Annotated in this window: 13 protein-coding genes and 1 pseudogene; 9 read left to right on the forward strand and 5 right to left on the reverse strand. The window is 50.6% G+C overall.

Annotated elements, in window-relative coordinates:
- Positions 1-15: 15 nt before the first annotated feature.
- On the reverse strand, positions 16-1,443 hold the full coding sequence (gene radA, locus LCH85_11270; protein ID MCA0352564.1) for a DNA repair protein RadA: 1,428 nt from the start codon (positions 1,441-1,443) through the stop codon (positions 16-18).
- Between the two features lie 327 nt (positions 1,444-1,770).
- On the opposite strand from radA, the gene lipA reads away from it, so the two are divergent.
- The 5 genes from lipA to LCH85_11295 all read left to right on the forward strand — a co-directional run bounded on the left by lipA (position 1,771) and on the right by LCH85_11295 (position 5,849).
- Positions 1,771-2,691, forward strand: coding sequence for a lipoyl synthase (lipA, locus tag LCH85_11275; protein ID MCA0352565.1), 921 nt, complete (start codon positions 1,771-1,773; stop codon positions 2,689-2,691).
- Positions 2,692-2,713: 22 nt separating this feature from the next.
- The gene (locus tag LCH85_11280; GenBank protein ID MCA0352566.1) at positions 2,714-3,394 is read left to right on the forward strand and encodes a hypothetical protein; all 681 of its coding nucleotides are present in this window, start codon (positions 2,714-2,716) and stop codon (positions 3,392-3,394) included.
- Positions 3,395-3,496: 102 nt separating this feature from the next.
- Positions 3,497-4,381: a hypothetical protein gene (locus tag LCH85_11285; GenBank protein ID MCA0352567.1), complete on the forward strand. Its 885-nt coding sequence runs from the start codon at positions 3,497-3,499 to the stop codon at positions 4,379-4,381.
- Complete coding sequence (gene rsmG, locus LCH85_11290) at positions 4,378-5,088, forward strand: 16S rRNA (guanine(527)-N(7))-methyltransferase RsmG (GenBank protein MCA0352568.1); 711 nt, start codon at positions 4,378-4,380, stop codon at positions 5,086-5,088. The genes LCH85_11285 and rsmG overlap by 4 nt, the downstream gene beginning before the upstream one ends.
- 98 nt (positions 5,089-5,186) lie before the next feature.
- A complete protein-coding gene (locus LCH85_11295; GenBank protein ID MCA0352569.1) occupies positions 5,187-5,849 on the forward strand; it encodes a PspA/IM30 family protein in 663 nt (220 codons plus the stop codon).
- 52 nt (positions 5,850-5,901) lie between these two features.
- Here LCH85_11295 and LCH85_11300 read toward each other — a convergent pair whose 3' ends face one another.
- Positions 5,902-6,495 carry a LysE family transporter gene (locus tag LCH85_11300; GenBank protein MCA0352570.1) on the reverse strand — a complete coding sequence of 198 codons (594 nt, stop codon included), beginning with the start codon at positions 6,493-6,495 and terminating at the stop codon, positions 5,902-5,904.
- A gap of 143 nt (positions 6,496-6,638) precedes the next feature.
- Between LCH85_11300 and LCH85_11305 the strand changes: the two genes are divergently transcribed.
- Positions 6,639-7,373, forward strand: a complete 735-nt coding sequence (locus LCH85_11305; GenBank protein ID MCA0352571.1) for an isoprenyl transferase — start codon at positions 6,639-6,641, stop codon at positions 7,371-7,373.
- A gap of 280 nt (positions 7,374-7,653) precedes the next feature.
- Positions 7,654-7,941, forward strand: a complete 288-nt coding sequence (locus LCH85_11310) for a hypothetical protein (GenBank protein ID MCA0352572.1) — start codon at positions 7,654-7,656, stop codon at positions 7,939-7,941.
- A gap of 37 nt (positions 7,942-7,978) precedes the next feature.
- Here the strand turns inward: LCH85_11310 and LCH85_11315 are convergent, their stop codons facing one another.
- Together LCH85_11315 and LCH85_11320 are read right to left on the reverse strand one after the other, a co-directional pair.
- Complete coding sequence (locus LCH85_11315; GenBank protein ID MCA0352573.1) at positions 7,979-9,877, reverse strand: hypothetical protein; 1,899 nt, start codon at positions 9,875-9,877, stop codon at positions 7,979-7,981.
- Positions 9,878-9,978: 101 nt separating this feature from the next.
- Positions 9,979-11,349 carry an alpha/beta fold hydrolase gene (locus LCH85_11320; GenBank protein ID MCA0352574.1) on the reverse strand — a complete coding sequence of 457 codons (1,371 nt, stop codon included), beginning with the start codon at positions 11,347-11,349 and terminating at the stop codon, positions 9,979-9,981.
- 443 nt (positions 11,350-11,792) lie between these two features.
- Between LCH85_11320 and LCH85_11325 the strand changes: the two are divergent.
- Positions 11,793-12,020: pseudogene (locus LCH85_11325) on the forward strand (ferredoxin family protein).
- Between the two features lie 81 nt (positions 12,021-12,101).
- A complete protein-coding gene (locus tag LCH85_11330) occupies positions 12,102-12,803 on the forward strand; it encodes an HAD-IA family hydrolase (GenBank protein ID MCA0352575.1) in 702 nt (233 codons plus the stop codon).
- A 23-nt stretch (positions 12,804-12,826) separates the two neighbouring features.
- Here LCH85_11330 and LCH85_11335 read toward each other — a convergent pair whose 3' ends face one another.
- Positions 12,827-13,633 (reverse strand): class I SAM-dependent methyltransferase, encoded by an 807-nt coding sequence (locus LCH85_11335; GenBank protein MCA0352576.1) that lies wholly within the window; start codon positions 13,631-13,633, stop codon positions 12,827-12,829.
- Positions 13,634-13,636 lie beyond the last annotated feature (3 nt).

Here is a 13,636-nt window from a genome sequence, read left to right on the forward strand (position 1 = left end):
ATCCACAATTCACGCTTAATCATCATGGTCGTTTGTTGGCTTGGCCGTTGGCGGCTCACCAGGTGATGGTCGCGGCGCACCAATTAAAGCAGCTCGCACTGCTTCAATCAATGAACGAATGCCAGTAACCTGAAACGCATCGATCTGCGGTAAGGCATCGATCTGCGGCACAATTGCGTTATGGAAACCCAACTTGGCGGCTTCGTTCAAACGCCGATCAAGCTGGCTTACCGAACGTAACTCGCCCGAAAGCCCAATTTCGCCAATTAAAACGGTATTTGGTTCAACTCGCTGGTTACGAAATGATGAAGTAATTGCCGTGGCCACCGCTAAATCGATCGCTGGCTCGGTCACTTTCAAACCGCCTACCACATTAACATAAATATCCTGATTGAACAATGGCACACCAACCCGTTTTGAGAGCACTGCAATGATCATCGCCAAGCGGTTTTGATCAAAGCCATTAGCGGTTCGGCGTGGTTGAGCATTGGCAGTATGGCTAGTCAGGGCTTGCACTTCCAATAGCAAAGGACGTGTGCCTTCTAGCATCACGGCTACCGCTGAGCCAGGCGAATTGGTGCTACGCTCGGCCAAGAAAATCTGCGATGGATTGGTCACTTCGACCATCCCACCTTGATTCATCTCGAAAACCCCAACTTCATTGGTTGAGCCAAAGCGATTTTTGACGCTGCGCAACAAGCGATATTGATGAAACCGTTCGCCCTCAAGGTACAACACCACATCAACAATATGCTCAAGCACCCGTGGCCCAGCAATCGCGCCTTCTTTGGTCACATGGCCAACCAGCATAATTGAGATATTGTGTTGTTTCGCGACCCGTTGCAGCCGCAACGCCCCCTCGCGCACCTGCGAAACGCTGCCTGCCGCCGAGGTCACACTCTCACTATACACGGTCTGAATTGAATCGACGATCACCAAAACTGGCTTCATGCGTTCAATCGTCGCAATCGCCGTATCAAGGCTGGTTTCGGCCAAAATATATAAACGCTGCGCCGATAAGCCCAAACGGGTGGCGCGGAGCTTAATCTGCTGCTGCGATTCTTCCGCTGAGATATACAACACATCGCCAGCAGTTTCCGCCAAAGCAGCACTTTGTTCGAGCAAGAGCGTCGATTTACCAATCCCAGGATCGCCGCCAATCAGCACCAACGAGCCTGGCACAATTCCGCCACCAAGCACGCGAGCAAATTCGCTGCCACGAACTGGCAAGCGTTGAACATCGCCAAGTTGAATATCGGGCAAGCGCAATGGCTCGCTCACTCCTATAGGTGAACGAGTACTACCGCCTGTCGTACCTACTGATTTTGCGATAACCTGTTCAACCAAGCTATCCCACGAACCACATTCGGTACAACGACCCATCCAACGGGGAAACTGCGCATCACATTGTTGGCAGACGAAAATTGTACGTTGTTTGGCCATGAAGTTCCATATTCCTTGCTTGCCGCATCTCGTTAAATTATAGCACAGCCGCTTGGTTGAATGCACCAACTTCGTGCTATACTTGGCGCAAATTGCCAAGCTTAATCTTACCCTTTTTGGCCTTAGTCTGCCCTAGAATGCATTGCAATGTCCCCCATATGGGCAGGATCATCGATGGCCTAAAGTGGTGCTTTTGGGTTATCGCAATGGCTTAAATAATTTTTTACAATAGCGAGTGAGGGTTATCGCTGGCTTAAAGGCAAGCTGGTGCCACATTCGTCTGCCGTCACTTGCAATGCTGCATGTGCTGCTTAACGTGAGGTTGGTATGCCATCAACACCGCATCGTCAGCGTAAACCAGAGTGGTTACGCAAACCCGTGCTTTCACCAGAGTTGCGTAATGTCCGTCAATTACTGCGTGATCTAAATCTGAATACTGTGTGTGAAGAAGCATCGTGCCCCAACATTGCCGAATGCTTTGGCCATGGCACTGCTACATTTATGATCGGCGGCGATCGTTGTACCCGGCGTTGCCATTATTGCGATGTCACGACTGGCAAGCCTTTCCCGCTTGACCCACGCGAGCCAAGCAATGTGGCGGAAGCCGCTGCTCGCTTGGGCTTAAAGTATGTGGTAGTTACGGCGGTGGCTCGCGATGATGTCAAGGATGGCGGCGCTCGCCACTTTGCCCGCACCATCAGCGCAATTCGGCAACGTTTACCCGAGGCCGAAGTTGAGGTCTTGATTCCCGATTTCAAAGGCGAGGCCGAAGCGCTCAAAACGGTATTGGATGCCGAACCACATGTGCTCAATCACAATATCGAAACTGTTCGTAGCGTGTTTAAGAGTGTGCGGCCCCAAGGCGATTATGATCGCTCGCTCGAATTATTAGCTCGTAGTCGTGAGTTTGCCCCGCAGATCACAACCAAATCGGGGTTTATGGTGGGTTTAGGCGAAACAACCGACGAAATCTACCAAACCATGGATGATCTCAAGCAGGTTGGGGTTGAACTGGTCACGATTGGTCAATATTTACAACCATCACTGAACCATGTAGCAGTGAGCGAATATATTCCACCCGAGCGTTATGGCTTGTATCGCGACCATGGCCAGCAATTGGGCTTTCGAGCGACCTTTGCTGGACCATTTATTCGATCATCATTCCACGCTGGGGAGTTACAGCACCATCAACCAAGCAGCGACGTGGCTAGCCCAGTGCAAGAATGGATCGCACTCGAACCACGTTAGATTATAGATAGAAGGAGTTCCTATGTCGTCCGTGCATGAAACGCATTTATTGGCTGAAGGTATTACTGCCGCCAAAGCAGGCCAACGTGCAGCAGCCCGTGATTTCCTGACCCAAGTGATTGCGCTGAATGCACGGAACGAACTGGCGTGGCTCTGGATGAGTGCGATTGTCGATACGCCTGAACAACGCCGCGATTGCCTTGTACGGGTTTTGTTGATCAACCCAAGCAACGAAGCCGCGCAACGCGGCATCGCGGCCCTTGAAGTGCAAAACAAACCAGCCCCGTCAATGCCTGAGCCAACCCCAATTGTGGCGATCGCCGCTGCCAGCAGCAACCTAATTCAATGTCCATTTTGCCAAGCGAATACCGATAGTAGCAAGCTCGATTGCCAAGTTTGTGGCGAAAATATCATCCTCACCTGCCCCTCATGTGATAGTACAATAAACTTATGGGAAACCACTCGCTGCCCATGCGGCGAAGGGTTACGTCACTACATTTTCTTTCCTGATGGCATCGATCACGAAGGGCTGGGCCAGCGCTATGCCTTGATGGAGCGCTGGGAGCCTGCCGCTCGCCAATGGGATCGAGCGCTCAAAGATGGCTCGCATGTGGTGATGTTGCACCGAAAATTGGCTCAAGCCTACGATAAGATTGGTCGCAACCAAGAGGCCGAGTTTCACCGCCAGGTGGCTCAATCCTAATTCCTTAGCCAATCTTTATTTGCATCAAGCCAAATCTATGTCACAATCGGTGTATCCTTAAAAATAGCCAATGAATGTCTTTATTAGCGATGGATTACCGTTATGACAATCGATGATGAACTTGCCAAGGGCATCGCCGCTGTGCGAGCAGGCCAGCGTGAGCTAGCTCGCCAGCATCTCCAAAAAGTACTCCTTACCGATTCAAAAAACGAGTCCGCTTGGCTTTGGCTCAGTGGAGTCGTCGAAACTCGCACCCAAAAGCGCGACTGCTTGCAACTTGTGCTTTCGATCAATCCCGATAATACTGCGGCGCGACGCGGGCTGGAAGAATTAGCCCAAAGCGAGGCTGCCGATTTTCTCTCGACGTTTGAGCCACATAAACCGCCACTAGCACCACCAGCGCCGCCACCAGTCGCTCCAACCCCAGCGCCAGCAGCACCTGCCAGCAGCATGGCTAGTTTCGAAGAGCCACCTGCAGCCATGTTTGAGCCAGTACCAATCGAGCTTGATCAGCCAATGGCTGGTTTTGGTTTTGCCCCAATGGTCGCTGAAGTAGTGTCTGAGCCAGCTCCAGTGCTTGGTAATATGCCAACGAATGTGCCCAAGCCGCCGCAAAATCTCGAAGCGCCCTGCGCATTTTGTGGCACACCCACCCAAAGCACTGGTGAATGTAGCACTTGTGGCACTGAGCAAACCTTCGATTGCCCCAATTGTGGGCATGTGCTCGATGTGCGCGAAAACTGGATCTGCGAGTGTGGCCATTCCTTCGAGAATTTTCTTACACCTGAACGCAAGCTTGATCGCGAACGGCTTGCTCAGATGTATAGCGACCGCGATTTTCCAGCTGCTGCGGTTAAACAATGGAAGGCAGCCTTACCAACCAGCCGTCGCCCGCAACAATTACATGCAGCAATTGGGCGGGTTTATGATAATCTAGGCTTATATGAGCAAGCTGAAATGCACTATAGGTTATCAAAACAAAAATGATCGATCGTGAACTATTACAAACCACCTTGGCTGAGTGGCAACTAACCCTTAGCACCAGCCAAATCGACCGCTTGGAGCACTACGTGGCGTTGCTGACGCAATGGAGTGAGCGCATGAATTTGGTTGCGCCCTCGACCTTGCCCGAAGCAACCCGCCGCCACCTGTTAGATTCGCTTTCGCTAGCGACGACCTGCGAGCAAGCTCCCGCCAGTTTGGCCGATATTGGCTCAGGTGCGGGCTTGCCAGGTATTCCTTTAGCGATTTTATGGCCCGAAACCGAAGTTTTGCTGATCGAATCGATTGGCAAGAAGGCCGAATTTTTGCGCCATGTGGCCCAAGAATTACAGCTTGAGCGGGTCTTGGTTGAGGTCGAACGGGCTGAGGTTGTGGGCCGCGAACGGCGCTGGCGTGAACATTTTGCGCTGGTTACCGCTCGGGCTGTTGCCAATTTGGCAACCCTCGCCGAGTATTGTTTACCCTTGTGCCAAGTTGGTGGCATGTGGCTTGCACCCAAAGGTTTTGAAATTGAGCCAGAAGTGCAAGATGCTGAGCAGGCCATAACCATTCTTGGAGGTCAATTACGGGCGGTCTATAACGTCACCATTCCAGCTGAACCTGTCCGTTCACTTGTTGTCGTAGACAAAGTAGCTTCAACCCCATTGACCTATCCACGCACGGTTGGCACACCATCCAAAAAGCCTTTGTAACTTTTTGGATAAGCGCTTCGTACCACTTGAGAACCGCCAGCGCGGTGTGCTAGAATGAAGTTCACACAGTCTTTGTGTTTAGCTAAGGAGGAATTCCTATGTCGTTGTTGAGCCGTGTTCGCGACCTGGTTAGCGCTAATCTCAATGCGATGTTGGATAAGGCCGAAGACCCTGAAAAAATGGTCAACGAGTACATGCGGCAATTGCAAGAACAACTGTACGAAGCCAAAACCGCTGTTGCATCCGCCATGGCCGATGAAACCAAATTGCACAACAAAATGGTGACATTCCAAACCGAAGCTGATCAATGGCAATCCAAGGCTGAAGCTGCGGTTCGCGCAAGTGACGATGAATTGGCCAAAGCTGCCTTAGGCCGCAAAGCCAATGCTCAAAAAATGGCTGATACCTATCGCCAACAATACGAACAACAAGACGAACAAGTTGAGCAGCTGCAAAAAGCCTTGGTCAGTCTTGAATCACGCTTGTCGGAAGCCAAAGCCAAGAAAGAATTGATTATCGCTAAGAAGAATCGCGCCGAAACCCAAGAAGCGATTCAACGCACGGTTCAAGGCTTGGGCAACCTCAATGCGATGGATAAATTATCCCAAATGGAAGAACGGGTCGATGATCGCTTGGCTCAAGCCGATGCTATGTCGAAGCTTGAAGGTGGTTCGCTCGAAGCTCGCTTTGCTGACCTCGAACGCGATACCGCTGTCGAAGATGAATTGGCCGCTCTGAAAGCAAAAATGGGTAAACAATAGTTTTGAAATTGCGGGTGTTGGTTTGCGCCAACACCCGCTTTTGATTTAAGCCTCATCCCAACAAGACTGCAAGCGCAAAGCCTAAAATAATTAAGCCAGAAATTCGATTGATCCAAACGCTATAGGCTTGTACTCGCTCCCGCAATAAGCTCACGCTACCACTCAACAGCAACCACCATAAAGCCGAACCCGTGGTCACGCCTACCACCAACCACACACTATCCCAGCCATAGGCCGTAATTCCCAAACCAGCAAAGACCGTCGCAAACGATAAAATCGTCAAGGGATTGGTCAAGGTCAAGAAGAGCGTCGAGGCATACATCGCCCATAAATTATCAGCTTTGGCATTTGCTGCTTCGGTCGCCGGACGACTCAGTATGGTCTTGATCGCCAAATACCCGAGAAATAGGCCGCTAATAATCCGCAATCCCAGCAACCAGCCCGAATCTTGGTCAAGCTTGTTGAGGGCTGCCGCCAAACCAAACGCCGCCAACATGCCATACAACCCATCGGCAGTTGCCGCTCCCAAACCTGATAAAAAACCCGCCAACCGTCCATGAATTAAGCTGCGTCGAATGCACAACACACCAATCGGCCCGACTGGTGCGGCAATCGAAAACCCCAAAATAAGCCCTTTCAGCAACATCGCAATGCCCTCGCTTGCCTAAAATCGTCGATCAAGACTAGTTTCGCATAAATTGCACGCGAGTGCTTGCAACAATGGTAGTATATTCGCTACCCTACAACGAATGCTAGACAAACGCTTAAATTGATGAGGTCTTTAGATCTATGACCGTACAACAACTTGAAACTACTGTCGCACCTCGACATGTCGCAATAATAATGGATGGCAATGGCCGTTGGGCACAAGGCCGTGGACTCCCCCGTCTGGCAGGGCATCATGCTGGAACTGGTAATATCAAACGAATCGTGCGTGAGGCTATCGCACTGGGCATTCCCTATCTCACGATTTATGCCTTTTCAACCGAGAATTGGAAACGCCCATCGTGGGAAGTGCGCGGATTAATGCGCATTATGGCCGAATACCTTGATCGCGAGTTGCGCGAGTTGCACGCTGAAGGGGTGCGCTTGCACTTGCTGGGCACGCTCGATGGGGTCGATTCGGCACTCGCCAAGAAGATTCAAAATGCCATTACCATGACTGCCAATAATACCGCCTTGACGCTCTCGGTAGCCTTCAACTATGGTGGTCGCGCCGATATCGTCAATGCAGTGCGCGAAATCGTGGCCAAGGGGATCAATCCTGAGGAGATTAGCGATGAGATGATCGCTGGGCACTTGTATACATCAGGCATTCCCGACCCCGATTTGATTGTGCGCACCAGCGGCGAGCAACGCCTCAGCAACTTTTTGATTTGGCAGGCTGCCTATAGCGAATATTATATGACCCCGCTGTTGTGGCCCGATTTTGGCCCCGACCAGTTTCGCGAGGCTGTCAGCAATTTTGGCAATCGCGAACGCCGTTACGGTGGACGCATCGGCGAAGGCGAAATGGCTAAATAAAACCCTTGAGAGAAGAGTTTGGCTCAAGCCATTCAGCAACGTCAATCAACATTTGTGAACACCCCAAGCGGCTTGCTGGTTGGCTTGGGGTTAGTTTAGGCTTGCCTAGAGCTATATCCCCCATCACTTTGCAGCGGCATCCCCCATTGTCGGCCCGCGAATCATACCAAAGTCTCTTGTCGGAACATGATATGATAGCAGTAGCATGGTTGTTAAGTAACCTATTGCACTTTCTTAGCTTTACGCACTGGCTATTTCACTATCCCAAGAGGTTTTTCCGATGCATATGCGATTGCCTGCTGCCCATACCCAACTTTTGCGTCAACTCAAGGATGAGCGCAGCAAACTGCAAGATCTTGTGTGGGAACTCGATGATCTTGAACATGCTGTCGCCGATTTAGAACAACACGTATGCGATACGCCCGATCCGAGCAAGCATCAGGAGTTGGAGCAACTTCGCCAACGCCACGATCACATCGAGGATGCGGTGCTCTATCAAATGATGTATATCGACCGCTTACAAGAACGCTATGACCTTTTGCCCTACTCAGCGATTCCCGCTGCCTGAGCCTCATCGATGGGGCTAGGCTTGGCGCTAGCCCCAACTATCTCCGCAAATAAATCGCCACGCTCGCATTTTCATAGACCAGCTCAAATTCAGCTGAATTAGCTAATTTGGCTTGATTGAAGATTTTGCCATTGGTGGTGGCATAGGCGTAATCATAGTTATGTTCACGCATCCACTGAGCCAATTCAGCAGCAGTTTTTTCGTTGGCATTGCGCAACCAACTGGTTTCAGCCTCAACCGCCGCAATATACTCAGCTGTGCCTTGGTTGTAGACAACTGGCGGTGTGCTCACTTGCAAGCCAGCATAGGGCAAAATCCACCAGCCACCATCGCTGCCACGGGCCACGTTATACAACCAACCTTCGGTATTAATCGCAAACCGCGCATTTTTGGGAATCCGTTGCACAATCCAATTCAGGGCAGTTAAATCATCAGCTTTGGCGATAATCGTACCATCATTAATCACGCTATGCATTTTGGTAGCCGAAATCAGCACGGTTATTGCCAAAATTGCGGTGCGAATCGCCCGCCAACCTCGGGCTACTCCCTGTTTGAGATGTTTGCTCAAGCCTTGGTCCAATGAAGCAACCCCAAAGCCAAACCACAAACTAATCGGCAGAAAAATTGCCAAAGCCACAATGTTGTTGTTGAAAAACGAAAGATAGGGCAAGCCAATCACCACCGGATTGGCAAATAACATCACCAGGCCAGCCCATAAAAAGCTGATCAGCACCAAACGCCAGTGTTGAAAGAAGCCAAACCAAGCAGCCAACAAACCTACTAAAAAGAGCACAAGGTTATTCCACGTCCAATATAAGCCTTTCGCAGCTTCGTAGGTATTGTAGCCACCACCAACCAATTGTTTGGGTGTGCCACTGCCAGCAGGCTGAATTTCACGAATCAATAAGGCCAGCCAGGGCGACATCAACAAAATCGCCATGCCAACTGCTGCCGCTTGCTTGCCCAAGATTTGCCAGCGTTGCTCAGTCCAAACATCGCGGCCCAACCAAACCGCGACACACCATAACAACGCAAAGCCAGCCGCCACAAAGTGAGTTGGCAGTAGCCCACCAACCACGAGCGTTAGCAAAATCAGGCCTTTGCGATCAGGTCGATCAAGCGCAACCCACGCCAACAGCAGCACCACCGGAACCATCGCCAAGCCCGAAAGCAAGGTGTAACGGCCCCAACTCAGGTAATAAGCGGGCATAATCGAGATAAAGCCCGTCATGGTGGCGGCGGCTAGGCCAGCAATCGGGCTTTTGGTTAGACCAATCGTGGCGCTGCCAACCGAAATCACCACCAACACCCCCAAGAATTGACCATACCACAGCATAAATTGGGGAATGCTCATGCCACTCAGATTGTAGATCGTGGCTGCCGTGGCGTGAAAGCCCCAGTGATAGCCAAAATTATCAACTGGCATGTAGGGGCGCAACGAGTAGGGCACTTGGCCGCTTTCAGCAATCACTCGCATAATCGTGGCATGGTGCAGCGAATCGACCCACGGTGGAAAAGCCACGTTGCGAATATGGCTCATTCTGGTGCTAATCGCGAAGGTCACAATTAATAACGCCAACCCAAGAATTGGCACTGGCGCTGGCAAGGTCCAAGGCCGTTCGCCCTCACGCCATAAACGCCAAACAACCCCGCCAACCAAGCCAAAGGCAATCAAGGAGATCATGCCAGTGCTCAGGGCTAAACCAAGCGTGGTCAGCCATAAGTAGCCCAACGGCCAAACTGCCAAGCTCAGTCCAATCCACAGGCTGGGTCGCACCAATGGCGCTAAATTCAAATCCAGCCAGCGCTCGAGCAAGTAGCCTGGAGCTAGCGCACAAACTAGCGCTGCAAACCAAAAACGGCTGTTTGGCAGAATTAAGATTAATATTGCTAGCCCAAGCAGGCCACCCAGCCCAATCATTCGTTGACGATTCATAGACAGCACCCTACAATTTGTGGTTCATGGCAAATGGTACACGAAAAACGCCACTGGTAAAACAGTAGCGTTCAAGCCAAAAGTCATGATTTTACGGTTGTTTAGCGATGGACTTCGGCGCGTTGTTCAGCTAATTGCAATTGCCAATTTTGTACGCGCAACCGTTGCACCAACGAGCGAGCCAGATTTTGCATCAGCTTCAGGCCCAGCGAGGCATCATCTTCAAACAAGGCAAACAGATAACGGCTATCGATCGAAAGCACGGTCGCTCCCGACTTGCCAGCGCGTAAATCGGCGGTGCGTCGGCCACCTTTGCCCTGAATCAAGGCCATTTCGCCAGCAATTTGGCCCGCCATCAGCACATTAACCCGCCGCGATTCTTCAATCCCAAGCTCATTGCTGATTCGCACCAAAACATCAACTTGGCCATCTTGCACAATAAATAATTCATCGCCGCTTGAATCTTCCAGCGCCAGCACATCTTGCGGGGCAAAATGATGTTGATGGCACAAACCTGCCACCCGCAAGCGTTGCGATTCACTTAAATCTTGGCCTAACTCAGTATTCGAGAGGAACTGGGCAATTTCGCCAACATCAAGATCACGCTGCTGTTGTACTTGATCATTTGGCAGGCTCGGCAAAATTGGCAAGCCCAAAAATGAGGCAATATAGCGCATCGTAGTTTCATATTGCTCAAAATGCGGCCAATGCCCAGCATTTGGAATCAAGCGCAAATCAGCTTGCGGCCATTCGTCAGCTACCGCGCCAGCATCACGCAACGGCACAGTATTATCCTCAGCGCCCCAAATCACTTGAGCTGGCGGCTGAATTTGCTTGAGTTTGCCACGCAAATCGCCCATTTTCATGGCTTCGTAGCAGGCAGCGCGAACTCTGCCTTGGCCTGGTCGCCGTGCATCGGCGCGAATTCGATCATAATCTTGCTGCGAGATTGCGGCCCGTTCAGCGAAGAGGATCGGCTTCATCAATTGATTGATATAGCTTAAAGGCGTATTTTCGAGATAACTCAAAATTTTGCCGCCCAATCGCGTGCGTTCGAGCAAAATATGCGGAGCCACAAACAAATTGATAAAGGTTGATAGTCGCCCGCTGACCACTGGATTGAGCAAAATCAAACGTTCGACCAGCATTGGGTGGCGCAGGGCTAAAGTCATGGCAATTTGGCCGCCCATCGAGTGACCAAGCACAACCACTGGTCGATCGCTCGCTTCCTCGATCAATTTGGCCATCAAATCGGCATACCAATCGATCGTAATTGGGTGTTTCGGTGCAGGCGACCGCCCATAGCCAGGCAAATCGACCGCCATATACGAATAGCGCGTGCCCAAAGCTTGCAGCAGCGGAGTCCAGGTAAACCACGAACTCGACCAGCCATGAATTAATAAGGCGACGGGGGCATTACGGCGATTATCGCGGATATGCAGTTCCTGTCCGTCGATGACATAGGTTGACATGCACTACCCTCATTGCAGGAACAATTACATAATTGGGCTATTGTAGCATATTGGGGCAAGTGGCTTCCCTAGATACGAGGCTAGTTAGTAGGAGCGAGGGAGCAGTTATCAGTTATCAGGGGCCAGTAATCACACAACTATGAAGAATACGAAGGAGCAAGGGATCGGTTATTGGGGGTCGGGGATCGGGCGACGAGCAATCACAGAGATGATGAAGGGTCAAGGGTTTCGTGAGCACGCAACCACGAAGAACGCGAAGAGCACGAAGGGGAAGATAAAGATCAGAATAGCTTGAATATAGACTAAAAAGCCTGATTTTACCGTCTTTATTAGAATCATTCTCATTATGTGACTAAAGTTACAGAAGCATGGCGAGGAGCTTGCTACACTAATCTTAGAAAACAAGTATGAAGTTTACGCCTCAGCGCGAAGGAGTATCAACAATGGCCTACGTAATTGCAGAACCATGTGTCGGCACCAAAGATTCAGCCTGTGTCAAAGTTTGCCCAGTTGACTGTATCTATGAAGGTGAAGACCAATACTATATCAACCCCGACGAATGTATTGATTGTGGCGCTTGCGAACCAGAATGCCCAGTCAGCGCAATTTTCTCAAGCGACAGCGTGCCCGAACAATGGGCCTCATACACCCAAAAGAACGTCGATTTCTTCGGTTAGTTCTGAACCAAGCCAATTGACTCTCAGGGACACGGAAATTTCCGTGTCCCTGTTATTTATTAAATTGAGGTTGCGATGCTGCGTTTTCCGGTAGTTTGTTTTGATGTTGGCTTTACCTTGCTCGATGAGCGGGTTGATGCCCACGATTTAATTGGCGAGGTGCTGCAAGAATTGGGCTTGCAGGTTGAACCCAATTTGATTCGCGATGCCCGCAAAGCGACCAATCGTTGGTATCATCAGCGCTATCATTCGCTCGATAATAACGATTGGAGTTCCGATGCCACAATTCGCACGCTTTGGCTCGAATTCTATCAACATCTATTCGATCAAATCGATCCCTCGCTGGATCACGCAATGCTTGGAGATCGCTTGATTGCGCACTACGAGCAGCCCGAAAATTGGGTTCCCTTCAACGATGTGCGCGAAACCCTCGATAGTTTGCATGCCAAAGGCATTCGAATTGGGATTGTCTCGGATTGGGCCAGCAGTTTACGGCCAATTCTGACCTACAACAAACTGTTGCCCTACTTCGATTTTGCGGTTATTTCGGCGGATGCTGGCTATGCCAAACCCATGACCGACCTCTATCAACTGGCGATCAAGCGCTCCGGCGTTGCCGCTGATCAGATTATTCATATTGGCGATAGTTATTATGCTGATGTGTTGGGCGCACGCGCAGTTGGCATGCAAGCGGCGTTAATCGACCGTCACAAGCGCATTCCCAAAGCCGATTGTCCAATTCTGCACGATTTACGCGATTTATTGCCGTTGGTTTAATGATGAAGAATAAGGTTTTATGGCTAGCATAGGCGCAAACGCAGTACCAAAACTGGCGGAATTTCGCTAAAATTGGCCCATGAAAATGGGTGGGTGCTGGTTGTACCTGTCGGATAGCGCGGCTCAAGCAATCCATCAAGCACAAATCCTGCCGCAAATGCTATGCCCAGTAAGCTTGTGAGCGACCGATGAAAATTGAATTGGGCGCTTGGCTGACCAACTACCCCAACCCCTTGGTGCACAGCTGGCGTGAGATAACTGCCAATTTGTAGCCGCGAGTGAGTTTCGACCTCGCCTTGCGCATTCTCAAATTGCTCGACAATTTTGCGACTGTGCGGGGTTTGAAAACATGGATGGACTGTCGCCAGCACAAAATGGCCTTGTGGCTTGAGCAATTTGGCTGCTGCTTGAAATAACGGCTCAATCGAGGGCAAATCCATCAGCACCATCGTCGAAACTAAAGCATCAAAACTGCTAGCACCTAAGGCCAATAATTGATCGAAATTAGTTGCATCGACAACTTGATATTCGAGGGTTGTAGAGCTTGGATACTGCTTGGCACGTTCGATTAAGCTGGTGCTAGCATCAACTGCCAGCACCGTTGCTCCCAATTCAGCCAAATGTCGTGCGAAGAGACCGTTCCCACAACCAATGTCAAGCACACGTTGCGCCGCTTGCAACTCTAACAAACTCAGCATGGCAGGCCGCACCAATTGCAAATGAAAACGGTTACCATCCTGACCCATTGAGTTATCCCAATGCTCAGCGTTCGTTTCCCAAACAGCATTGGATTGAGCATTTAATTCAGGCCATTCGCTATTTGCACTCATTGA

This window comes from Chloroflexota bacterium (genome assembly GCA_020161265.1).
Lineage (GTDB): Bacteria > Chloroflexota > Chloroflexia > Chloroflexales > Herpetosiphonaceae > Herpetosiphon.